Annotated in this window: 18 protein-coding genes; 14 read left to right on the forward strand and 4 right to left on the reverse strand. The window is 58.0% G+C overall.

The features are described from left to right. Positions 1 to 185: 185 nt before the first annotated feature. The 3 genes from ACOZ42_RS11205 (at position 186) to ACOZ42_RS11215 (ending at position 3,932) form a co-directional block, all read left to right on the forward strand. Positions 186 to 452 (forward strand): type B 50S ribosomal protein L31, encoded by a 267-nt coding sequence (locus tag ACOZ42_RS11205; protein ID WP_003802796.1) that lies wholly within the window; start codon positions 186 to 188, stop codon positions 450 to 452. Positions 453 to 740: 288 nt separating this feature from the next. Further along, a complete protein-coding gene (locus ACOZ42_RS11210; protein ID WP_003802795.1) occupies positions 741 to 2,501 on the forward strand; it encodes an ArnT family glycosyltransferase in 1,761 nt (586 codons plus the stop codon). A gap of 9 nt (positions 2,502 to 2,510) precedes the next feature. Then, the gene (locus tag ACOZ42_RS11215; protein ID WP_003802793.1) at positions 2,511 to 3,932 is read left to right on the forward strand and encodes an MATE family efflux transporter; all 1,422 of its coding nucleotides are present in this window, start codon (positions 2,511 to 2,513) and stop codon (positions 3,930 to 3,932) included. Between the two features lie 209 nt (positions 3,933 to 4,141). On the opposite strand, the gene ACOZ42_RS11220 is transcribed toward ACOZ42_RS11215, so the two are convergent. The 4 genes from ACOZ42_RS11220 to ACOZ42_RS11235 all read right to left on the reverse strand — a co-directional run bounded on the left by ACOZ42_RS11220 (position 4,142) and on the right by ACOZ42_RS11235 (position 9,252). Then, positions 4,142 to 5,404, reverse strand: a complete 1,263-nt coding sequence (locus ACOZ42_RS11220) for a quaternary amine ABC transporter ATP-binding protein (protein ID WP_426345133.1) — start codon at positions 5,402 to 5,404, stop codon at positions 4,142 to 4,144. Beyond that, the gene (locus ACOZ42_RS11225) at positions 5,401 to 6,258 is read right to left on the reverse strand and encodes an ABC transporter permease (protein ID WP_003802789.1); all 858 of its coding nucleotides are present in this window, start codon (positions 6,256 to 6,258) and stop codon (positions 5,401 to 5,403) included. The genes ACOZ42_RS11220 and ACOZ42_RS11225 overlap by 4 nt, the downstream gene beginning before the upstream one ends. 164 nt (positions 6,259 to 6,422) lie before the next feature. Further along, a complete protein-coding gene (locus tag ACOZ42_RS11230; RefSeq protein ID WP_003802787.1) occupies positions 6,423 to 7,466 on the reverse strand; it encodes an ABC transporter substrate-binding protein in 1,044 nt (347 codons plus the stop codon). Between the two features lie 547 nt (positions 7,467 to 8,013). After that, positions 8,014 to 9,252 (reverse strand): class I SAM-dependent methyltransferase, encoded by a 1,239-nt coding sequence (locus tag ACOZ42_RS11235; protein WP_003802786.1) that lies wholly within the window; start codon positions 9,250 to 9,252, stop codon positions 8,014 to 8,016. Between the two features lie 350 nt (positions 9,253 to 9,602). On the opposite strand from ACOZ42_RS11235, the gene ACOZ42_RS11240 reads away from it, so the two are divergent. From ACOZ42_RS11240 to hslO, 11 genes are all read left to right on the forward strand, one after another. Further along, the gene (locus ACOZ42_RS11240; protein WP_336579275.1) at positions 9,603 to 10,751 is read left to right on the forward strand and encodes a Bcr/CflA family multidrug efflux MFS transporter; all 1,149 of its coding nucleotides are present in this window, start codon (positions 9,603 to 9,605) and stop codon (positions 10,749 to 10,751) included. Positions 10,752 to 10,891: 140 nt separating this feature from the next. Further along, positions 10,892 to 11,128 carry a 50S ribosomal protein L28 gene (gene rpmB / locus ACOZ42_RS11245; RefSeq protein WP_003802782.1) on the forward strand — a complete coding sequence of 79 codons (237 nt, stop codon included), beginning with the start codon at positions 10,892 to 10,894 and terminating at the stop codon, positions 11,126 to 11,128. A gap of 35 nt (positions 11,129 to 11,163) precedes the next feature. Then, complete coding sequence (rpmG, locus tag ACOZ42_RS11250) at positions 11,164 to 11,331, forward strand: 50S ribosomal protein L33 (RefSeq protein WP_003802781.1); 168 nt, start codon at positions 11,164 to 11,166, stop codon at positions 11,329 to 11,331. Positions 11,332 to 11,541: 210 nt separating this feature from the next. After that, positions 11,542 to 14,199 carry a leucine--tRNA ligase gene (gene leuS / locus ACOZ42_RS11255; RefSeq protein ID WP_059317982.1) on the forward strand — a complete coding sequence of 886 codons (2,658 nt, stop codon included), beginning with the start codon at positions 11,542 to 11,544 and terminating at the stop codon, positions 14,197 to 14,199. Positions 14,200 to 14,201: 2 nt separating this feature from the next. After that, on the forward strand, positions 14,202 to 14,834 hold the full coding sequence (lptE, locus tag ACOZ42_RS11260; protein WP_003802779.1) for an LPS assembly lipoprotein LptE: 633 nt from the start codon (positions 14,202 to 14,204) through the stop codon (positions 14,832 to 14,834). 2 nt (positions 14,835 to 14,836) lie between these two features. Continuing rightward, positions 14,837 to 15,898 carry a DNA polymerase III subunit delta gene (gene holA / locus ACOZ42_RS11265; RefSeq protein WP_003802778.1) on the forward strand — a complete coding sequence of 354 codons (1,062 nt, stop codon included), beginning with the start codon at positions 14,837 to 14,839 and terminating at the stop codon, positions 15,896 to 15,898. 68 nt (positions 15,899 to 15,966) lie between these two features. Next, positions 15,967 to 17,262 (forward strand): glutamate-5-semialdehyde dehydrogenase, encoded by a 1,296-nt coding sequence (locus ACOZ42_RS11270; RefSeq protein ID WP_131070721.1) that lies wholly within the window; start codon positions 15,967 to 15,969, stop codon positions 17,260 to 17,262. A gap of 3 nt (positions 17,263 to 17,265) precedes the next feature. Then, positions 17,266 to 17,682 carry a CopD family protein gene (locus ACOZ42_RS11275; protein WP_003802776.1) on the forward strand — a complete coding sequence of 139 codons (417 nt, stop codon included), beginning with the start codon at positions 17,266 to 17,268 and terminating at the stop codon, positions 17,680 to 17,682. Positions 17,683 to 17,692: 10 nt separating this feature from the next. Further along, positions 17,693 to 20,611 carry a THUMP domain-containing protein gene (locus tag ACOZ42_RS11280; protein WP_426345134.1) on the forward strand — a complete coding sequence of 973 codons (2,919 nt, stop codon included), beginning with the start codon at positions 17,693 to 17,695 and terminating at the stop codon, positions 20,609 to 20,611. A gap of 236 nt (positions 20,612 to 20,847) precedes the next feature. Further along, positions 20,848 to 21,366 (forward strand): RDD family protein, encoded by a 519-nt coding sequence (locus tag ACOZ42_RS11285; RefSeq protein ID WP_426345135.1) that lies wholly within the window; start codon positions 20,848 to 20,850, stop codon positions 21,364 to 21,366. Positions 21,367 to 21,409: 43 nt separating this feature from the next. Next, on the forward strand, positions 21,410 to 22,321 hold the full coding sequence (gene hslO / locus ACOZ42_RS11290; protein WP_003800884.1) for an Hsp33 family molecular chaperone HslO: 912 nt from the start codon (positions 21,410 to 21,412) through the stop codon (positions 22,319 to 22,321). Positions 22,322 to 22,360 lie beyond the last annotated feature (39 nt).

The following is a 22,360-nucleotide window of genomic DNA, read 5'->3' on the forward strand; positions in this document are numbered from 1 at the left end:
CGGATACGTGGCAAAAAGTCTTTAGGCATTATTCAATCGGGCGCTTTACAAACCCGGTTAAAAAAACAGTCCTCTAGCTTTTTAGTGCCGGTATTTACAGGACGAGGACGTGAGCCCTGCTTTACGCCATTTTTTGTAGATACGTGCCTTGCTGGCGGTCCTAACTTGTCAAAACAGGAATCATCATGAAAGAAGGCATTCACCCAGAATACCGTGACGTGGTGTTTCTGGACCTGCAAACGGGCAACTCCTTTATCACCCGTTCCACCGTCCAGACTCGCGAAACCACCGAAAAAGACGGCAAGACCTACCCGCTGTTCAAGTGTGACGTGACGTCCGAGTCGCACCCCTTCTACACGGGCGCTCAAACCCGTATCGTGGAAACTGGCCGCGTTGAAAAATTCCGCGCCCGTTTTGCCCGTACGGCTGGTACCGTCAAGAAAGGCGAATAAGCTCTCTTTCTCGGCATACCGCGTTCAGCGCAAAAAGGCAGCTTTGGCTGCCTTTTTTTATCCGCCGGGCCGCCCCAAGGTCAATAGCCCCCTCGGGGATGAGTCCGGATACACAACAGCTCATTGCGAACTGCTGTGTGCCTGGCGAATCCAAGCCGCATTCAGGCCGCGAGGTGGAGCGCAAGCCCAAGGCGCTGCGTGGGGGTCCTTTTTTACCGCAAATTTCGCGGCCAAGGCGCCCCCTTTGCATTAAGATAGGGCGAATCAACAGACTGTTTTACCCTAGACGTGTCATCCAGCCTCATACCCACCTCCACCCCTGCCCGCCTGACCGCCACCGCTGCCGTCAAACTCCCCCGCCTGGTTCTTCTTGTTGTTGGGACCATCTATATTCTTGCGGGCCTGTTTTTTCGTGACCCCTGGAAAGCAGACGATGTCATCGGGCTGGCGACCATGTTGACCGCTTTGTCTGACCCCAGCGGTCAGGCCCTGTTGTTGCCCCAGGTAGGAGATCTGGCCCATGCCCAGGACGGCCCACTGAGCACCTGGCTGGGTGCCCTGTTCATCACGCTCTTTGCCCCCCTGCTCAAACTCTTCACCTCCGAGCTGAATGCCAACATCGTGGCATCCCGCCTGCCCAATCTGCTGTGGTTCGGCATGCTGGCGGCCTCGGTCTGGCACAGTGCATACTGGCTGGCCCGCCGCCCAGAGGCTCAACCGCTGCGTCTGCCCTTCGGAGGCGAGCCGTCCTCCACCGCATATGGACGCATGATTGCCGATGCCACCTTGCTGCTGACCGTTGCAACCGTGGGCATCATCTGGCGCATGCACGAAACCTCGGAAGTGCCGGCCATCATCGCTTTGCAGGCACTGGCTTTATACAGCCTGGTGCGCATGTTCGACCGCCCGGCATCGGGGGCGATCATGCTGGGCCTGTCCCTGGGCGCCTGCTTCCTGACCCGTGGCTGGCTGGGAGCCGGCCCCATCATGCTGGCAACCGTTTTGTGCTTTATTCCCCGGGGCCCCTTGCGCCAGCATAGCCAATGGCTGGCCCTCAGTGCCGTCCTGACGCTGGCAATCATCATGGCATGGTGGATACCCGCCAAACGGGTCAGCGTGTATTGGACCGAGCAATGGCGTCTTTGGCATCTGGCCGCCTGGGGGTGGGCCGGCTTCAAGGAGCAGTTGAACAACCTGCGCGATCTGCTGTGGTTCCTCTGGCCGATCTGGCCTTTGGCCTTGCTGGCGCTGTGGCAATGGCGCAGTTGGCTCAAGGCGCCCCACATTTATGTGCCCGCCATCAGCTTTCTGGTCCCCTTGCTCAGCCTGCTCTTCATGCGCGATGCTTTCGAGCCAGAATATGCCTTGCTGGTGGTTCCCTGCGCCATTCTGGCTGCCTTCTCGCTGCCCACCTTGCGTCGGGGGGTCATCAACACCCTGGACTGGTTTGCCATCATGTGTTTCTCACTGACGGCAGCCACGGTCTGGCTGGGCTGGATCGCCCAGCAAACGGGCTGGCCACGGCAGATTTCACACAATATTGCCCGCCAGACCCAGGGATACGACACGTTCATCTCCTGGCCGGTCATGATCATTGCCGTGCTCGGCACGCTTGCCTGGATTGCGCTGGTGCGCTGGCGCCTGTCAAGCAATCCGCCTGGCTTGCTGCGCGGTACCGTCTTGTCGGCGGGTGGCCTGATTACGACCTGGCTCCTGCTGGTCACGCTGTGGATGCCTTCGTTAGACTACGTACGTAGTTACCGCGAAGTGTCTGGCGAATTGTCCGCGGCTTTGCGTGAACACAAGCAGCCCGGCGAATGCCTGCGCTCCTGGGGACTGGGCTCGGGACAACGGGCCTCCTTCCTGGTGTTTGACAACATCAACATCAACTTCGACAATCGCTGCTCCCTGGTACTGGAACAGTTCTCCTTGCGCGATCTGCAGGACGGCAAGGCCCCTATTCCGGACAATGCCGTCCAGCTCTGGCAAGGCAAACGCGGGCCAGATCGTCACGAAGCATTTCGTCTGCTGCGCATACAGGCTCACTAAGTTTTCATCATGTCCTCCGTGTTTCATCACAACTGGAAGGGTCAGGCAGGCCAGATCCTGCGCCAGGCCTGGCCCGTGCTGGTCGGCTCCTGGGCAGGTATCGCTTTTGGCGTTCTGGATACGGTGATGGTTGGCCACAGCAGCGCCATAGACCTGCAGGCCATGGGCCTGGGCGTTTCCATTTACATCACCGTTTTTATCGGTTTAATGGGGGTCATCCACGCCCTGATCCCGATCATTGCCCAGCAATTTGGCGCACGCCGCCTTACAGAAGTGGGCCGCTGGTGGGGGCAAGGAGTATGGCTGGCTCTTTTGCTCACCCTGATCGGCACCTTGGGGCTGGCGTTTCCGGATATATGGCTGCGCTGGTCAGGTGACCTGAGCCCTGAGGTTCATGAGCGGGTCACCTGGTATCTGCGCAGCCTGATACTGGCCTTGCCTGCCGCTCTGGTATTCAGGACAATTTACTGCCTGGGGACGGCAACCTCGCATCCCAAGGCGGTCATGTTGATCAACCTGTTCAGCGTGGCCTTCAAGGCTCTATTCAACTGGGTGCTGATTTTTGGCAAACTGGGTTTGCCGGCAATGGGTGCCGTAGGCTCAGGTCTGGCGACCACGGTCGTGTCCTGGCTGATGCTGGCCGCCGGCCTATGGCTGCTACGTGCCGACCGCTATTACCAACCCTTTAGCCTCAAACTGGGCCTGCCCACCTGGGCAGCACAGAAAGAACTGCTGCGCCTGGGTCTGCCCATGGGCGGCTCTTACCTGATTGAAATCTGCGCCTTCAGCTTCATGGCCTTGCTCGTCGCGCGTGAAGGTGTATTTGCGTCTGGCGCTCACCAGATCATGGCCAATCTGGCCGCCGTCTGCTTTATGGTGCCTATGGCAGTGGGCGTAGCAGCCGCCTCAGTCAGCGCACAGGCGATTGGCGCGGGACAGTTTCATCGTGCCCGCCATGTGGGCATGTTAAGCCTGGCCATCGTACTGGCCGGGGTTGCCCTTACCATTACCTTGCTGGTGCTGCTGCGACCCAGCCTGGCCAATGCCTACACCGACGATCCCGATGTCGCCCTGCTGGCCCTGCTCTTGCTGCAGCTACTGCCTTTCTTCCACTTTTGCGATGCGTTCCAGTGCCTGATCTCCTATCTGCTGCGCGCTTACAAAGTGGCTTTTGTACCCATGCTGCTGCAGTTTTTCGCCTTGAGCGTGCTGGGGCTGGGTGGAGGCTGGTGGTTTGGTTTTGGCCCAGGCGCCGGAGCATTGGACAGTATCATTCAATGGCTGGCACCAGGCGCTCCCCTAGGCGCCGCAAGCCTGTGGACCATGGCCAGTCTGGGATTGGGAGCCTCCGCCTTGCTGCTGCTGTTCTGGTACAGCCACATATTGCGTCTCTACAATCCCGCGCGGCGCAAGACTTGCACCCATCAATAGGCAAGAGGCTGCCGCTTAGCGCCTTGAGCTCGCCGCACTTATAAAAGGGCGGGTAAAGGCGCTCCTGAGTTGGGAGGAACAGGCACCCCTACCAGTGGGGGCCGACAAACCCATCCGGTACTGCCTGCAGCACGAAGAACCCAGCAAGAAAAGGGCCTGTTAGGAAACAGGCCCTTTTCTTGTTTGCTGCGAGCACAACAACACGTTCGTCAACGCACTTGGCTGCCCTCAATGGCCTCCAGAACTGCCGCAGTATCGTCTTTGACGGTGTTGGGTGATGCCTCGACCGCATCAATGAGTGGGCTAACCAGATCCACTACCTTGCTGCGCGAGAGCAAACCCAGAAACTCGTCGTTCTCACCGGTAACCGCCAAGGGCTCGCTGCTACGCAACAATTGACCGAGAATCTCATCCAGTCCCATGGTGGCGGGTACCGAACTCATCTCATCTACGAACGCGGAAATATCCCGCGCACCTTGCTGCACAGCTTCCTGCGCCCGCGAACGCATCAGCACGCCCGCCAAGCGTTTGCCATCGAGCACCGGTGCATAACGCACGCCGCGCTCGCTCAAACGCTCAAGCGCATGAACCGCCCGGGTACGCATGGTAAAGGTCAGGGTCTTGCTGGAATCGCGCACGGCATGGGCGGCATTGAGCACTTTGCTGCGGTTCACGTCCTGCAGGAACGCCTGAACATAATCGCTGGCCGGTGACAGAAGGATGTCCTCGGGAGACCCTTCCTGAATCAGCTCGCCATCTTTCAGAATGGCTATCCGGTTCCCCAATCGCAGGGCCTCGTCAAGATCATGCGTAATGAACACAATGGTCTTGTTCAAACGAGCCTGCAGCTCCAGCAACTGATCCTGCATTTCGCGCCGAATCAAGGGGTCCAAAGCCGAGAAGGCCTCATCCATCAAAAGGATGTCGGCATCGGTTGCCAGGGCACGAGCCAGACCCACACGCTGCTGCATACCGCCAGACAACTGGTGCGGATACTGCCTTTCAAAGCCCTGCAACCCAACCTGCTCAAGCCAATACGTGGCTTTTTCTTCGCGAGCCGCGCGCCCCATGCCTTGTACCTGCAGGCCATAGGCCGCATTTTCCAGCACGGTGCGATGCGGAAACAGGCCAAAGCGCTGAAAGACCATGCTGATCTTTTGCTGACGGAACTGCATCAGTGCCTTGCCGTCCAGACTCATCACATCCACATCGTCCACCAGAATCTGCCCGGCAGTTGGCTCAATCAACCGGTTGAAGTGGCGGATCAAGGTGGACTTGCCCGAACCGGACAAGCCCATAATGACGTAAATGCTGCCGTGCTCAATAGACAGGCTGATGTCACGCAAGCCCAGGGTATGGCCGCTTTTTGCCAGCAGTTCGTCCTTGCGCACACCTTTGCGAGCCTCATCGAGCCAGCGCTCGGGTTGAGAGCCGAAGATCTTGTAAATATTGCGCACTTCAATCTTGCTCATGAGGCCTCCCGAGTCTGAAAGCGACGGCCGAACTCTTGCGTAATCCGGTCAAACAGGATGGCCAGCAGCACAATACCCAGGCCAGCCATCAGGCCACGGCCCACTTGCAGGCGGTTAATGCCTTGCAGCACTTCGTAGCCCAGCCCGCGCACACCAATCATGGAGGCGATCACCACCATGGCCAGGGCCATCATGGTTGTCTGGTTGATGCCGGCCATGATGTTGGGCATGGCTAGAGGCAATTGCACGCCATAGAGCTGCTGCCAACGATTGGAGCCGAAAGAGCGAGAGGCTTCCAGCACTTCGCTGTCGACCAGGCGTATACCCAGATCGGTCAGGCGAATGACGGGAGCAATGGCATAAATAATCGTGGCAATCAGTGCGGCGATCTTGCCCAGATTGAACAACATCACCACGGGGATCAAATACACAAAGCTGGGCATGGTTTGCATCACATCCAGCACCGGCATCATGATACGACGCAGCCAATTGAAGCTGGCCATCAGCAAACCCAGCGGTATGCCTATCAGCACAGACAGAAAAACGGCCACAATCATGAGCGCCAGGGTCTGCATGGCCGCATCCCACAGGCCAATCAGGCCGATCACAAACAACATGGCCCCCATGGCCACGGAGAACAGCACACGGCGGCTGGCCAGCCAACCGAGCAGAACCACCACCAGCACCACGGCCCACCAAGGGCTGCTGCGCAGGACCGACTCCATGAAAACCAGCATATCCAGCAGGGGCTGGGTCATGGCCCGCAGGGTACTGGAATAATTGGCCACCAGATCGCCAACGAACTGATCGATGGGCAAACGTAAGGCGCGCGGATCAATCAACTCAGGAAACATAAAAAACACTCCGTAAAACTCGTGCTTGCAGCGCGGGCTTGTGGCCCGGCCATGATCCTGCCGACCCAGGACGGGCCAGGCAGAAAAGCGAGGTACGGCTCGGTTCCTGCACCCAGACAGGATGCAGCCACCAAGGCCGGCCTCGCCCTACACCATCACGAATACTAAAGAGCGGCTTTTACGCGCTGAGCCACTTCCATAGGCACCCACTTGGACCAGGTGTCCTCGTGTTCTTTCAAGAACCAGTGCGCCACATCTTCGGGTTCACCTTCGGTTTTTTCCATGTGCGCCATGGTTTCGTTCATCAGCTCCAGGGGCATGCTGACATTGGCCAGGAAAGCCGTCAGTTCGGGAGCCTGCTTGGAGAATTCCGTATTCACGGCCGTGAATACCGGGTTTTCGGGGTAGTCACTAGGCTCTGGATTGGCACAATTGGGGTCGGTCAGACACCCATGCTTTTTCTCGTCGTAAGCCGGCAGTTCCAGCTTGACCAGATCCATGGAGCCCACCAGTGGCGTGGGGTACCAGTAGTAGAACACCACGTTTTCCTTGCGCTGATACGCAGAAGTCAGCGCAGCCTTCTGGGTGGCACCGGTACCGGGCGAGAACAAGGTGTAGGTATCCCCCAACTTCAGGGCATTGAACAAATTGCCACTGACCACTTCACATCCCCAGCCTGCCGGGCAGCCATAAAAACGGCCTTTACCAGGCTCTTCCGGGTCCTTGAACTCATCCTTGAATTTGGGCAGGTCGGCTGCCGACTTCAGTTCGGGCAGGCGCTCAGCGGTATAGCGTGGGATGAACCAGGCTTCGCCGCCCATATAGATGTCGCCAATACGTTTTACATTTCCCTTGGCCTCGGCCTGTTTCCAGGGGTCAGCCACACTGTTGAGCCAGATTTCCGAGTTGACATCCAGGTCGCCTCGCTCCAGTGCAGCCAAGGCCGGGAGCGTCTCGACCGAGACGACCTCGGTCTTGCAGCCATAACCTTTGTCAGCGATAAAACGCTCAACTTCAGTCAGGACCAGATTCGATTCCCAATTCATGCCACCAAAGCGGACTGCGCGGTCCAGCTCGCAGGCTGCCGGACTTGCCGCCTGCGCGGCAGAGGACAGCCCCAGCAGAAGGCTGGTCAGCACAGAGGCTTGAATCAGGGGAAAACGGTGCAAGCGCGACTTGGCACCGGCGTGAGGGAAGTATGAAGACATGATGCTCCTCCTTGAGTTACTGTGGACGCGTCCTGCATGATCAGTCGGCGCCAAGGCTAAAGGGGTGTGCGGAAGACGATGCTCTTATCGCCAATACATACCTACGTAAAGAGCGAGTGCCAGGCACTCACGAAAAACCCGGAACGGTCAGGGGGTCAAGCCCCTTTTTCCTACCGCTCCCTGCCTTGACCGAAACAACACGGCTGGGCCGGGGTTACACCGCGCGGGGCGATGATTGCTGCGAACAAAACACGCTGTTCGGGCGGTTCTGAATCGAATTGATGAATCTGATAAGGAGGCCATTCTACGGCCCTTTGCAATCAAAAACAAATTCTTACCGTATAAAAACCTAAAAAACAGCGAATATGTCAATGGTAAAAACACAACAAAACCCTTGTTTGACGTGGTTTTAGCCATTTTATGAATTTTTTTTTGTTACTTATTAATTCAAAATCTCAGGAACGAAGCGCTGCCAGGGTCGTTACGTGCACGAGAAAAACAAATGACAAGGCATCAAACCTTGCCATTTGCCATTTAAAACAAGAGGTTAGCGCTGGTACATATAATCCCGGCGCCATGGGTACATCAAGTTCGGCGCGTAATCCAGCTCCTGCGCCCTGACAGCGCTTTGTGCCTGAGCCAAAACCTGATGAAGCGCAATCCAGCCGTGCTCAAACCCCATCGCGCAGCCGGCCAAGTACACCCGGTAGGCACGCAGGGACTTTTCCCCCTGCTCGGAATTAAGGGTTGCCCTGGCTTTATCCAACTGTTTCTCCAAGGCGTCGCTCCAGGCCCATAAGGTACGGGCATAGTGAGGGCGCAAATTCTCAATATCCAGCCCCTCCAAACCTCCCTCGGCCAAGTGACGCAAGACGTGACTGATATGGGTCAGCTCTCCACCGGGAAAAATATATTTCTCGATAAAGTCGCCCATTCCCGCTCCCAGCTGGCTATTGTCAACCCCACCGGCGGTAATGCCATGATTGAGAATCAGCCCCCCTGGCTTTACCAAACGCCGCAGCTTGTCAAAATAAGCGCTGAGCTGAGCGCGGCCCACATGCTCGAACATCCCCACCGACGCCAGTTTGTCATACGGTTTGAGTTCATCCAGCTCGCGATAATCGAGCAACATCATGCGGGCCCGGCCCGACAGGCCTTTTTGCTCGATCAGCCCGTTCACATAGGCATGCTGGTTACGAGACAGGGTGATGCCTGTTACATCCACATCGTAGTTTTCGGCGGCCCACATCAACAATCCACCCCATCCGGCCCCTACATCCAGAAAGCGCTCGCCGGGCTGCAAACGCAGCTTGCGGCAAATGAGATCCAGCTTTGCTTCCTGAGCCTGCGCCAGTGTCATGTCCGGTTCACGATAATAAGCGCAGGAATAGACCCGGCGAGGGTCCAGCCACAAGGCATAGAAGTCGTCCGACAAATCATAATGAAACTGAATCTGCCTGGCGTCCTTTTCCTGAGTGTGACGCCACACGGAGGTCAAGTGCTTGATGATCGAAGTCAGCCAGCCTGCTTGGGCTGCATCAACAGGCGAACCGGGCAAAATATCGGCGGCCAGTTGCATCAGATCCCGCATGGAGCCTTCAAAATCCATGCGCCCTTCCACATAGGCCTCGCCCAACTGACCCGATTGTCCGGCAGCCAACTGCGCCAGCGTCGCATTGTCCTTGATGCTCAGATGCACTGACGCATTGGCATCGCCCACCTGCTCCCCGCTAGGCAGGGTCAGCCGAACCGGAATGCTGAGCTGATCGAGTTTGGCCTGGACCATTGATGAAATTGAACTCAACTTCGCCTCCTTGTATGTAAACAAACAAAGATGACGATGTGTCATCTGTGTCGACACACCGCCCGTAAGCCGTCAATCCTGTAGCCTAATACATCTTGACCCTAAATCCGTTGCACCAAAGTCACGGACCGTGTACTTCAAACCTAAAGCACTTACGCCGAAATTGATCGTCCCCCATGCTAAACTGCCTGCCTTTGACCCTTTGCATCGGCTTGTATTGATGCGCGGCAGACGGTAGTGGGTTCAGGCTCTCGGCCAGGATCTGCCTCACCTTAATACTTGGCCCGATGACACGCAACCACTCTCCTGCATTTCCTCCCTGGCTCGTTTTGATGGGGCTGCTCACTGCCCTGGGCCCCCTGGCCATTGATATGTACCTGCCCGCCTTCCCGGCGATGGCCCAGGGCCTGAATACCTCGGCGGGCATGGTAGAGCGCACGCTGGCCGGTTTTCTGCTGGGCGTGGGCCTGGCGCAACTGGTCTATGGCCCCATGGCAGACCGCTTCGGGCGTAAGCGGCCGCTGCTGCTTGGCGTCCTGCTCTTTACATTGGCCTCTTTTTTCTGTGCTCGCGCCAGCACGATTGATGAGCTTACTGTCTGGCGCATTATCCAGGCCTTTGGGGGCGCGGCCGGTATGGCGATCCCACGCGCGGTCATCCGCGATCGCTTTGAAACCCGGGAAGCCGCCCGCGCCTTGTCCATGCTAATGCTTATCATGGGAGTGATGCCTATTCTGGCGCCTCTGATCGGCGGCCAGATCCTGCTGTTCAGTGACTGGCGAGGCATTTTCTTCTTCATGACCGGCAGTGGCATCTTGCTCTGGCTGCTGACTTTTTTCACCATGAAAGAGTCGCTCGCTCCCGAGCGTGTGCTGCCATTGCAACCTAAATTGATCGCTCATAATTACAGCGCCTTGCTGCGCGACCGGCCCTTCATGTTTTATTCCCTGGCTGCCGGTTTCAGTTCTGCGGGCATGTTTGCCTATATCGCCGGATCGCCCCGCGTCTTTATTGATTTATTTTCTGTCGAGCCGCGTCATTTCGGTTTTTATTTTGGCGCCAATGCCGCCTGTCTGATTGTTTTCTCTCAAATCAGCGCCCGTTTGCTCAATACGTATAGCCCACCCACTTTGTTGCGCGTGGCACAGGGACTGCAGGTGATCTTTACCCTGCTGGGTGCCATTTTGACCCTGCTAGGCATGCTGGACCTGACCTGGTTGATGGTGACCTTAATGGGCTTTATGGCGTGTCAGGGTTTTGTAAACCCCAACTCCGCCGCCCTGGCCCTGTCCGAACAGGGCCATCGCCTGGGAACCGCCTCCGCCCTGATGGGAGCCTTGCAAATGCTATGTGGCGCCCTGGCCGGTTTTGCAGTCAGCAGTTGGGCATCTCCCGATGCCCTGCCCCTGACCGCGGTCCTGGCCGGCTGTGGTGTCTTATCGTGGCTGTTTGGCCGCAATGCAGCAAGGAAAGCACGGTAAAACTTGATCTAAGTGATTTTTCCATATTAGAATAATCTTCTTTGTACCCCAGCACTGGGGTTAACACGATCCTAATTTTACAATCGCCCGCGGCTTTTTTCGTTTAGCGGAGGCTGATTTAGATCTCAAGGGGTATGACCATGGCACGCGTATGCCAAGTGACCGGAAAAGGCCCAATGTCGGGCAACAATGTTTCGCACGCCAACAATAAGACCAAGCGTCGCTTCCTGCCAAACCTGCAATCCCGTCGTTTCTGGGTTGAAAGTGAAAACCGCTGGGTTCGCCTGCGCGTTTCCGCTAACGCTATCCGCACCATCGACAAGAACGGTATCGACTCCGTTCTGGCCGAAATGCGCTCCCGCGGCGAAAAGTACTAAGCTGCGCTTCTTAAACATTTAACCAGGAGCTCATCATGGCAAAAGGTATACGCGAAAAAATCAAACTCGAATCGTCCGCCGGTACGGGTCACTTCTACACCACCACCAAAAACAAGCGCAACATGCCTGAAAAGATGGTGATCAAGAAATTTGACCCCGTCGTTCGCAAGCACGTCGAGTACAAAGAAACCAAGCTGCGTTAATTCGCGCCCGCTCCTGCAGCGGATTGGTTTTCAAAAAAGCCCCTGCCCTGCAGGGGTTTTTTTTGCCCTTCACAGGCTGCTGTGACAGGCCCGCCTCCTGTCTGCCATTACGCTCATGCACACTGCCCGCCTTGCAGCCGTCCACAGCGAGATTTGCCCCGTATAATGGCGGATACTCCTTTACTTCTGTCTAAAACGGTATTGCCACTCATGCAGGAACGTTACAACCCCAGCGAGGTCGAACAACTCGCTCAGCAAAACTGGACCGATCGGGACGCCTATCGTGCCGTCGAGAACGCCACCGCTCCGGATGGCTCGCTCAAACCCAAGTTTTACGCATGCTCCATGCTGCCCTACCCCAGTGGCAAGCTACACATGGGCCACGTGCGCAACTACACCATCAACGACATGATGGCGCGCCAGCTACGCATGCGCGGTTTTAACGTTCTCATGCCCATGGGCTGGGATGCTTTTGGCATGCCCGCCGAAAACGCCGCCATCAAGTCACAAGTGCCGCCTGCCAAGTGGACTTACGACAATATCGCCTACATGAAAAAGCAAATGCAGGCGATGGGGCTGGCAATCGACTGGTCGCGCGAAATGTGTGCCTGCGATCCCGAATACTACAAATGGAACCAGTGGCTGTTCCTGAAGATGCTGGAAAAAGGCATTGCCTACCGCAAGACCCAGACGGTGAACTGGGACCCAGTGGACCAAACCGTTCTGGCCAACGAACAGGTTATTGAAGGCCGTGGCTGGCGCTCCGGTGCGCTGGTTGAAAAGCGTGAAATCCCCGGCTACTACCTGCGCATTACCGATTACGCCGAAGAACTGCTGGATACCGTGAAAACCGGCCTGCCCGGATGGCCCGAGCGTGTACGCCTGATGCAGGAGAACTGGATCGGCAAGAGCCAGGGCGTACGCTTTGCGTTCCCTCACGACATTCGTGACGAGCAAGGCCAACTGATTCAGGACGGTCGTCTGTACGTGTTCACCACCCGCGTGGACACCATCATGGGCGTTACCTTCTGTGCGGTTGCTCCTGAGCACCCGCTGGCTGCCCTGGCTGCCCGCAACAATCCCGAGCTGACGGCCTTTATTGAAGAATGCAAGAAAGGCGGCACCACGGAAGCCGACATGGCTACCCGCGAAAAAGAAGGTCTGCCGACCGGCCTGAGCGTCAAGCACCCCCTGACGGGCGCGGACGTTCCTGTCTGGGTCGGTAACTATGTCTTGATGAGCTACGGTGACGGTGCCGTGATGGGCGTGCCTGCTCACGACGAGCGCGACTTCGCCTTCGCCCTGAAGTACCAATTGCCTATCAATCAGGTCATTGGGGTAGAAGGCAAGGAATACGACGCCACCCAATGGCAAGACTGGTACGGCGACAAGCAGCAAGGTCAAACCATCAATTCCGGCAAGTACGACGGCCTGACGCACGTCGCGGCCGTGGATGCCATTGCCGCAGACCTGAACGCCAAGGAACTGGGCGAAAAACAAACCACCTATCGTCTGCGCGACTGGGGCATTTCCCGTCAGCGTTACTGGGGCACCCCGATCCCGATCATCCACTGCGACGATTGCGGACCGGTTCCTGTTCCAGAAAAAGATCTGCCCGTGGTCTTGCCCGAAGAGCTGATTCCCGATGGCAGCGGCAACCCGCTGAACAAGCATGACGCCTTCCTGAAGTGCGCTTGCCCTTCTTGTGGCAAACCCGCACGCCGTGAAACAGATACCATGGACACCTTTGTGGACTCGTCCTGGTACTTCCTGCGCTACACCACACCCAATCTGAACGATTCCATGACCGATCCACGCACCGATTACTGGATGCCCATGGATCAGTACATCGGTGGTATCGAACACGCTGTGCTGCACTTGCTGTACGCCCGCTTCTGGACCAAAGTCATGCGCGACATGGGCCTGGTCAAGATTGACGAGCCCTTCACCCGCCTACTGTGCCAGGGCATGGTGCTGAACCACAGCTACACCCGCCGCACCCCACAAGGGGGTATCGAATACTTCTGGCCTGAAACTGTCGAAAACGTTTACGACGAAAAAGGCGCGATTATCGGTGCCCGCTTAAAGAGCGATGGTCAGCCCGTGCAGTACAACGGCATTGGCACCATGTCCAAGTCCAAGAACAACGGCGTGGACCCTCAATCCCTGATCGACACGCTGGGTGCGGACACCGCCCGCCTGTTCATCATGTTCGCCAGCCCGCCAGAACAGACGCTGGAGTGGTCTGATTCGGGTGTGGATGGCGCCAACCGCTTCCTGCGTCGCCTGTGGGCCTTCTGCTACAACCACGCCGATGCGCTGCGCGCCGGCAACGCCCAAGCTACCGATTGGAGTGATCTGGACGCCGCTGCCAAGCGCGCACGCCTGGAAATTCACTCGCTGCTCAAGCAAGCCAATTACGATTACGAGCGCATTCAATACAACACGGTTGTTTCGGCGTGCATGAAAATGCTCAACACGCTGGAACAGACGCAGTGGGAAGACACACCGGCAGCACAACGTGCGCTGGCCGAGACCACCTCCATCCTGTTGCGTGTTCTGTACCCGGTTGTCCCCCACATCACCTGGCAGTTGTGGCGTGAGCTGGGTTGGGCTGATACGCTGGGTGATCTGCTCGATGCAGCCTGGCCCGACGTTGATGAACAGGCCTTGATTGCCGACGAAATTGAACTGATGCTGCAAGTCAACGGCAAGCTGCGCGGCTCACTGGTCGTGCCTCAGGGAGCAGAAAAAGCCGCCATTGAACAAGCCGCTGCCCAACACGCCGCCGTGCTCAAGTATTTGGAAGGCCGCCCTGCCAAACGCATTATCGTCGTGCCCGGCAAACTCGTTAACGTCGTAGGTTAATCATGCACTCAGCCCGCCTGTTTTCTTCCAGCTCCATGTCTGCTCCTGCACCCAGGTTCTGGGGACTGGCGGGCCTGATCGTCCTGCTCAGCCTGGTGTTGACCGCCTGCGGTTTCCATCTGAAAGGCGTGTCTCCGCTGCCGTTTGACACGCTATACACGAACATTACGGACAACAGCGCTTTTGGCGCGAACCTGCGCCGCACTTTATCGGCCAGCTCGCCGCAGACCCGCTTTGTTGAGCGCCCGCAAGAGGCAGAGGCCCTCTTGCAACAGCTCTCGCTCAACCGTAATCAACGTGAGATCTCCATCAACGCCAAAGGTCAGGTGGAAGAGTACGAACTGCAGCTGACCTTCGTGTTTGAACTGCTGGACGCCAAGGGCCGCCCCATCCTGCCTCCCACCACCTTGAACGTGATTCGAGAGGTGCCTTATGACGCTGAAGCGGTTCAGGCCAAAGACAGCGAGATCGAGATGATTTTCCGTGACATGGAACAGTCACTGATCAACCGAATCGTGCGCCGCCTGAGCTCTCCCGATGTCGCCAGCGCCTACCACTTCCTGCGCAGTCAGCCCGAGGCCAGCTCGATGGAAGAGATGGAACTGCTGCCCGCGCGAGAACAGGCGCCGTTGTAAGTATGGGACGCAGGGCCGACCACGACACCTTGCTGCGCGAACTGGCTACGCCATCCGCCGCTTTCCAACCACTTTATGTGGTGTCTGGCGACGAGCCCCTCTTGCTGGTTGAAGCAGCCGACGCGGTACGCGCCCGTGCCCGTCAGGATGGTTTTACAGAACGCAGCAGCTTTACGCTGGATGCACGCGCAGACTGGTCCCAGCTATTTGCGGTGGCCCAGAACATCTCCTTGTTTGGCGATCAAAAGCTGGTGGATATCAACATCCCCAGTGGCAAACCCGGCAAACCGGGGGGCGACGCCCTGCAAAAACTGTGCGAACTGATTAGCGGTGGCCAGATGGACGGCACCAGCTTTCTGATCCAACTGCCCAGATTGGACAAGGCCACGCGCAACAGCAAATGGTGTCAAGCTCTGGAACAAGCGGCCTACTGGGTTGAAATTCAGCCCATCAGTCGCCACTCCCTGGCGGGCTGGATTGCCCAGCGCCTCCAGGCTCAGGACCAAAGCCTGGAGCGCAACAGCCTGGAATGGATGGCTGACAAGGTTGAGGGCAATCTGTTGGCTGCGCATCAGGAAATCCAGAAACTGGCCCTGATTTACCCACCTGGACAGCTCACCCAGCAAGAACTGGAGAGCGCGGTACTGAATGTGGCACGATACAGCGTGTTTGATCTGCGCGACGCCATGCTGGCGGGCCATAGCCAACGGGCGCTCACCATACTGGATGGCTTGCAGGCAGAAGGCGAGGCCTTGCCTCTGGTCTTGTGGGCCGTGGGTGAAGAGGTCCGCACCCTGGCGCGCCTGTCGCAAGCGCGTCAGCAAGGGATGGATTTATCCAACCTGTTTCGTCAATACCGCATTTTCGGTCCGCGTGAAAAACTGGTACGCCAGGCGCTGGATCGCATCCCGCCCCACAGCTGGCCCGCCTCGGTTCTGCACGCCCACGATATAGACCGTTTGATTAAAGGCCTGCACCCCAACGGACGTCAGCAAGACCCGTGGGAAGAAATGCGCCGCCTGACCATGCGTATCGCGGTCGCGACACAAGCGCCCCGTCGCTAAGCGTCCAATACCCCTTAATGTCTTAATTGTTGCGATAATGCTCTCTTGAACCGGAGAGTTACACGGCTATGAACGATATCACCCAGTCCTCTGCCGCCACCCAGGTCGGCGATCTGTCCTCCATGATGCAAGATTTGGGCAAGCGTGCCCAGCTTGCTGCACGCCGCATGCGCGCCGCCACCGGCAAAGCCAAGGCTGACGCCCTGCGCTACATGGCTGACGCCCTGATTGAACAAAAAGCCCAGTTGCAGGCGGCCAACGAGCTGGACCTGCAAGCGGCACGTGAACGTCAGATTGCCCCGGCCATGATCGAGCGTCTGGCCCTGTCCGACCGTGCCCTGGAGATCATGACCACAGGCCTGCGTCAGATTGCCGACATGGACGATCCGGTCGGACAGATCAGCGCCTCGCGTACTCGCCCCAACGGCATGCGCGTCGCCCAGATGCGCGTGCCATTGGGCGTGATCGGCATCATTTACGAATCGCGCCCCAACGTGACCATTGACGCCGCCGCCCTGTGCCTGAAATCGGGCAATGCCACGATTTTGCGCGGTGGCAGCGAAGCATTCCACTCCAACCAGGCTTTGGCGCAGATTATTTCCAACAGTCTGGAGCGCGCCGGATTGCCCAAAGACGCCGTGCAAGTAGTGCCCACGACCGACCGCGATGCCGTCGGCCTGCTGGTGACCATGAATGACTACGTAGACGTCATCGTGCCGCGTGGTGGCAAAAGCCTGATCCAACGCCTGAGCGCCGAAGCAACCGTGCCGCTGATCAAGCATCTGGATGGCAACTGCCACGTATACGTGGACGAGTTCGCCGATCTGGAAAAAGCCAATCGTATTGTCTTTAATGCCAAAACCTACCGCTATGGTATTTGCGGCACGATGGAGACCTTGTTGGTTCACCGCAGCATTGCACCGGCTTTCCTGCCGGAAATGGCCCGCCAACTACAGGAAAAAGGCGTGGAACTACGAGGCTGTGAGCAGACCCGTGCACTGGTCGCCAATGTCGCTCCCGCTACCGAAGAGGATTGGGAGACCGAGTTTGCCGCGGCCATACTGGCCGTACGCATTGTGGACTCCATGGATCAAGCCATGGACCATATCGCTCAGTACAGCTCCGAACACACCGAATCCATTGTGACGGAAAACCTGAGCCAGGCCGAACGTTTCCAACGTGAAGTCGATTCCAGCTCTGTCATGGTAAACCTGCCCACCTGTTTTGCCGACGGCTTCGAGTATGGCCTGGGAGCCGAAATCGGCATTTCCACCAATCGTCTTCATGCCCGTGGTCCAGTCGGCCTGGAAGGGCTGACGACTTATAAATGGGTGTTGCACGGCAACGGCCAGATGCGTGGTTAAATGATGCTTTGGCTAAAGACCTTTCACATCCTGTTTGTGACCTCCTGGTTTGCCGGGCTCTTCTACCTGCCCCGCATTTATGTCAACCTGGCCCAGGAGCACGACCCCAAAACCCATGAAACGCTGCTGGGCATGGCTCGACGCCTGTATCGCTTCATGGCGCCCCTAGCCGTCCTGACCTTGCTGACGGGCCTGGGGCTGTTTTTGTATTACGGCATAGGCAAAGGACAGGGATGGATGCACGCCAAGCTGACCCTGGTTCTGGTTCTGTTTGCCTTTCACGGTGTGTGCGGACGCTATCTGCGGCAGTTCCAGCAAGGACAGCAAAACCGCTCACACGTATTCTTCCGCTGGTTCAATGAAATTCCGGTCATCGTTCTGCTGCTGGTCCTCATCCTGGTGGTTATAAAACCCTTCTAATACCTTATTCATGTCAGACCAATCTGAACGCAAGACACTAAGCCTGAACCCAGGCGCCAAAAAGAAAGCCAGCAACGCGGAACCCCGCGTGCGTTCGGGTGCACGCGCCCGAGCAGCCAGCCTGCAGCAGGACCGCCAGGGCGGTGCCCAACGAGAGGCCCGTCCCTACGTAGAAAAGCGCGATCAGGAGCGCCGTGAACGCCCCGCATTCAACCGCGACCGCGACAGCCGCCCACAATCCGCTGAGCGTCGTGAGTTCTCCGGTGAACGCCGCGAACGCCCCGCATTTAACCGTGACCGCGACAGCCGCCCACAATCGGGTGAACGTCGTGAGTTCTCCGGTGAGCGCCGTGAACGCCCCGCATTCAACCGTGACCGCGACAGCCGCCCACAATCGGGTGAACGTCGTGAGTTCTCCGGCGAGCGCCGTGAACGCCCCGCATTTAACCGCGACCGCGACAGCCGCCCACAATCGGGTGAGCGTCGCGAGTTCTCCGGTGAGCGTCGCGAACGCCCCGCATTTAACCGTGACCGCGACAGCCGCCCACAATCGGGTGAACGTCGTGAGTTCTCCGGTGAGCGCCGTGAACGCCCCGCATTCAACCGTGACCGCGACAGCCGCCCACAATCGGGTGAACGTCGTGAGTTCTCCGGCGAGCGCCGTGAACGCCCCGCATTTAACCGCGACCGCGACAGCCGCCCACAATCGGGTGAGCGTCGCGAGTTCTCCGGTGAGCGTCGCGAACGCCCCGCATTTAACCGCGACCGCGACAGCCGCCCACAATCCGGTGAACGTCGTGAGTTCTCCGGTGAGCGCCGTGAACGCCCCGCATTCAACCGCGACCGCGACAGCCGTCCACAATCGGGTGAACGTCGTGAGTTCTCCGGTGAGCGTCGCGAACGCCCCGCATTTAACCGCGACCGCGACAGCCGCCCACAATCCGGTGAACGTCGTGAGTTCTCAGGTGAGCGCCGTGAACGCCCCGCATTTAACCGCGACCGCGACAGCCGCCCACAATCCGGTGAACGTCGTGAGTTTTCCGGTGAACGCCGTGAACGCCCCGCATTCAACCGTGACCGCGACAGCCGCCCACAATCCGGTGAACGTCGTGAGTTTTCCGGTGAACGCCGTGAACGCCCCGCATTCAACCGTGACCGCGACAGCCGTCCACAATCGGGTGAACGTCGTGAGTTCTCCGGTGAACGCCGTGAACGCCCCGCATTCAACCGCGACCGCGACAGCCGTCCACAATCCGGTGAGCGTCGTGAGTTCTCCGGTGAACGCCGTGAACGCCCCGCATTCAACCGCGACCGCGACAGCCGCCCACAATCGGGTGAACGTCGTGAGTTCTCCGGTGAACGCCGTGAACGCCCCGCATTCAACCGCGACCGCGACAGCCGTCCACAATCCGGTGAGCGTCGTGAGTTCTCCGGTGAACGCCGTGAACGCCCCGCATTCAACCGCGACCGCGACAGCCGTCCACAATCCGGTGAGCGTCGCGAGTTCTCCGGTGAACGGCGTGAACGGCCTACCTTCAAAGACAACTCCGAATCCTCAGAGCGCCCTGCGGCTGGCAATATGCCTAGCGGGCTGTTTAGTCCGGCCAGTGATTCTGACGCTTTCCCCCAGTATGTCTCCCCTATTCAGCGTGTAGACAGCCCCCAGGCCCCTAAACCCGGCCAACGCCTGCCCGATAGCAATATCGAACAAAACGAACGTGTCCAGGTCAAGGCCCTGCAAGGCGAGCGCTACCGGTTGTTTGCACCCTGCCCTCAAGGACTGGAAGAAGCACTGGCTTTGGAGCTGCAGGCTCTGGGCTATGAAAACGTTCTGGCCGGTCGTGCCGGCTGTCATTTTGATGCAGACTGGATTGGCGTCATGCGCGCTAACCTGTCCTCACGACTGGCGACGCGCATTTTGCTGGAAGTCTCGCATGCTCCTGTCACCAACGAGGAAGACATTCTGGCCTTGGCCCGTGTGACGCCGTGGGAGCGCTGGTTTGGCCCCGAACACACACTGCGTGTCGATACCTCGGCCGTACGCAGCCCGATGCAAAGCCTGCAATACTGCAATCTTCGCGCCAAAGACGGAATTTGCGACCGACTCAGGGACCTGGAAGGTGCCCGTCCCTCGATCGACACGGTGCGCCCCGACGCCAAGGTACATTTGTTCCTGGACGAGACCACGGCCACTTTCTATCTGGACACCAGCGGCGAGTCCTTGTTCAAACGCGGCTGGCGTCATGACAAGGGCGACGCCCCCTTGCGTGAAAACCTGGCAGCCGGTCTGCTGGTCCTGTCAGGATGGGACCCAAGCAAACCCTTGATCGACCCCTTCTGCGGTAGCGGCACCATTCTTATCGAAGCCGCCTGGATGGCTCTGGGGGCTCCTCCCGGCATCTGGCGTCCATTCCACTTCGAACGCCTGCGCTGCCATGATCAGCGTCTGTGGCGTGACATCAAGGACGAAGCGCGTTCCATGATCGCCCCTCGTCTGGACACCCCGCTGATTGGCTACGACATCAACCCCACCGTTCTGGATGCCGCCCGTTCCAACCTGGAGCGCTCGCACCTGACCTTGGAGACGATTCGCTTCGAACAGGGCGATGCCCTGAAGATTCGCCCCGAAACAGAAGCTGGCTGGATTGTGACCAATCCTCCTTACGGAGAGCGTCTGGAACATCAGGACGAGGACTTCTGGCCCAGCTGGGCCAGTAACCTCAAGCAGAACTTTGCCAACTGGAGCGTAAACATGATCAGCAGCGACCTGGAGCTGCCACGTCATATGCGCCTCAAACCCAAGCGCCGTTACCCCTTGTATAACGGTGCGCTGGATTGCCGCCTGTTCTGTTTTGACATGGTTCCGGCCAGTTATCGCAATAACGATGCAGCCTCGGACGCCAGCGAAGACTCGGCCAGCGCTGAATAAGCGTCAAGCAGTCTTGTAAAAGGCGACAAGGGCCAGGACCATGCAAATGGCTTGGCCCTTGTTTATGGGGACAAGCCCCCCATATCATGGTTACCGCTCACATTTTTAACGCTTCTCTCGACACCAGGCCGTGTTCCAGACCCCAGCACACCTTGCTGGTCAGCCCTGAACGGGCAGCATTCCGTTAGCAGGCGATATACGCGATAATGGAAGTCTTCCCTGCATCAAGACGCACCATGACACCCTCCTTTACTACCCCAGGCCGCTGGCGACGCTTTGCCTGCATGATGTATGAATCCATTCTGCTGTTTGGCGTCATTTTTACCACTGGCTATCTGTTCGATACCTTGACCCAAAGCCGTAGCGGCCTGGATCTGCGGCATGTGCGTCAGGTCGTTCTGTTCATTGCTCTGGGGGTGTACTTTGTGCTGTGCTGGCGCAAAGTGGGTCAAACCTTGCCCATGAAGACCTGGCATATACGCCTGGTTGACGAGCACGGCCAGATTCCTGCCCTGTGCACCCTGGTGCTGCGTTATATTCTGCTATGGCCCCTGCCCTTGCTCGGGGCATTGCTGGTTCAGCTCCTGTCTGGCTACACAGGTTTTGCCTCCACAGACCTGCTTATCGTCTTTACGCCGTTTCTGAACTTTATCTGGACCTGGTTCGACAAAGACCAGCAGTTCCTGCACGACCGTCTTAGCAAGACTCGTCTGATCAATGCGCGCCCAAGCCGGGTTAGCTCGGCTGCTGCCTGATCGGGCAAGCTGCCTCTTCATTTTTTAGTAGTACAGCAAAGTCATGACTGACATTTTAAAAAAATACCTGTTCGCCGACCAAAGCACACGCGCCCAGATTGTTCATCTTGAGCAAGCCTGGCAAATGGGTCTGGAGCATCAGCACTATCCTGCCTGCATCCGCGACCTGCTGGGTGAACTGGTTGCGGCCTCGGTGCTGCTGGCCGGCAATCTCAAGTTCGATGGCTCCTTGATTCTACAGATTCAAGGCGATGGCCCCATTGCCCTGCTGGTCGTCGAATGCACCTCGGACATGGACATCCGCGCTACCGTGTCCCTGCGCGAAAATCATCCTGTCCCCCAAACGGGCACCTTGCAAACCCTGCTGAATCCACAGGGCCAGGGCCGCTTTACCGTCGTGCTGGCGCCACGCCAAAGCAGCAAGGACTTCCGCCCTTATCAGGGCGTCGTCCCTCTGGAAGGCGAGACTGTTGCCGAGGTATTGCAAACCTATATGCGTACCTCCGAGCAACTGGATACTCACCTGTGGCTGGCTGCAGATGAAAACCGATGCGCGGGCCTTTTGTTGCAACGCATCCCGCCACAAGGTGGCCACAGCCTGGCTCAGAACCTGGACACCTGGGAGCGTGCGCTGGCGCTGGGCTCAACCGTCCAGACGCAGGAACTGCTGCAGCTGGACAGCGATACCCTTATTCACCGTCTGTTCTGGGAAGAAGACCTGCAGGTCTTTGAACCCCAATCCGTGCGTTGGCACTGCCCCTGTTCCCGTCAACGGGTCAGCAATATGCTGCGCATGCTGGGACAGGCAGAAATCGAACAGATGCTGGCAGAGCAAGACACGATCAATGTGTCCTGCAATTTTTGCGGCAAGCCCTATCAATACGACGCAATTGATTGCGCCTCTCTGTTTGTCGATAAAGGGGATACGCAGCCCGGTGATGACACCCTGCACTAAGCCCTGATCCCTACGAAGCACTACGCCGGTACAAGTGCT

The organism is Alcaligenes sp. HNGD-HTN06, from assembly GCF_049932565.1.
Taxonomy (GTDB): Bacteria; Pseudomonadota; Gammaproteobacteria; order Burkholderiales; family Burkholderiaceae_B; genus Alcaligenes; species Alcaligenes ammonioxydans.

Coding starts and splice junctions, on each gene's coding strand:
- rpmG (WP_003802781.1), top strand. CDS start 11,164: ATGGCAAAAGGTATACGCGAAAAAATCAAACTCGAATCGTCCGCCGGT.
- leuS (WP_059317982.1), top strand. CDS start 11,542: ATGCAGGAACGTTACAACCCCAGCGAGGTCGAACAACTCGCTCAGCAA.
- ACOZ42_RS11215 (WP_003802793.1), top strand. CDS start 2,511: ATGTCCTCCGTGTTTCATCACAACTGGAAGGGTCAGGCAGGCCAGATC.
- ACOZ42_RS11270 (WP_131070721.1), top strand. CDS start 15,967: ATGAACGATATCACCCAGTCCTCTGCCGCCACCCAGGTCGGCGATCTG.
- ACOZ42_RS11285 (WP_426345135.1), top strand. CDS start 20,848: ATGACACCCTCCTTTACTACCCCAGGCCGCTGGCGACGCTTTGCCTGC.
- ACOZ42_RS11235 (WP_003802786.1), bottom strand. CDS start 9,252: ATGGTCCAGGCCAAACTCGATCAGCTCAGCATTCCGGTTCGGCTGACC.
- ACOZ42_RS11240 (WP_336579275.1), top strand. CDS start 9,603: ATGGGGCTGCTCACTGCCCTGGGCCCCCTGGCCATTGATATGTACCTG.
- lptE (WP_003802779.1), top strand. CDS start 14,202: ATGCACTCAGCCCGCCTGTTTTCTTCCAGCTCCATGTCTGCTCCTGCA.
- rpmB (WP_003802782.1), top strand. CDS start 10,892: ATGGCACGCGTATGCCAAGTGACCGGAAAAGGCCCAATGTCGGGCAAC.
- ACOZ42_RS11230 (WP_003802787.1), bottom strand. CDS start 7,466: ATGTCTTCATACTTCCCTCACGCCGGTGCCAAGTCGCGCTTGCACCGT.
- ACOZ42_RS11275 (WP_003802776.1), top strand. CDS start 17,266: ATGCTTTGGCTAAAGACCTTTCACATCCTGTTTGTGACCTCCTGGTTT.
- ACOZ42_RS11205 (WP_003802796.1), top strand. CDS start 186: ATGAAAGAAGGCATTCACCCAGAATACCGTGACGTGGTGTTTCTGGAC.
- ACOZ42_RS11225 (WP_003802789.1), bottom strand. CDS start 6,258: ATGTTTCCTGAGTTGATTGATCCGCGCGCCTTACGTTTGCCCATCGAT.
- ACOZ42_RS11280 (WP_426345134.1), top strand. CDS start 17,693: ATGTCAGACCAATCTGAACGCAAGACACTAAGCCTGAACCCAGGCGCC.
- ACOZ42_RS11220 (WP_426345133.1), bottom strand. CDS start 5,404: ATGAGCAAGATTGAAGTGCGCAATATTTACAAGATCTTCGGCTCTCAA.
- hslO (WP_003800884.1), top strand. CDS start 21,410: ATGACTGACATTTTAAAAAAATACCTGTTCGCCGACCAAAGCACACGC.
- holA (WP_003802778.1), top strand. CDS start 14,837: ATGGGACGCAGGGCCGACCACGACACCTTGCTGCGCGAACTGGCTACG.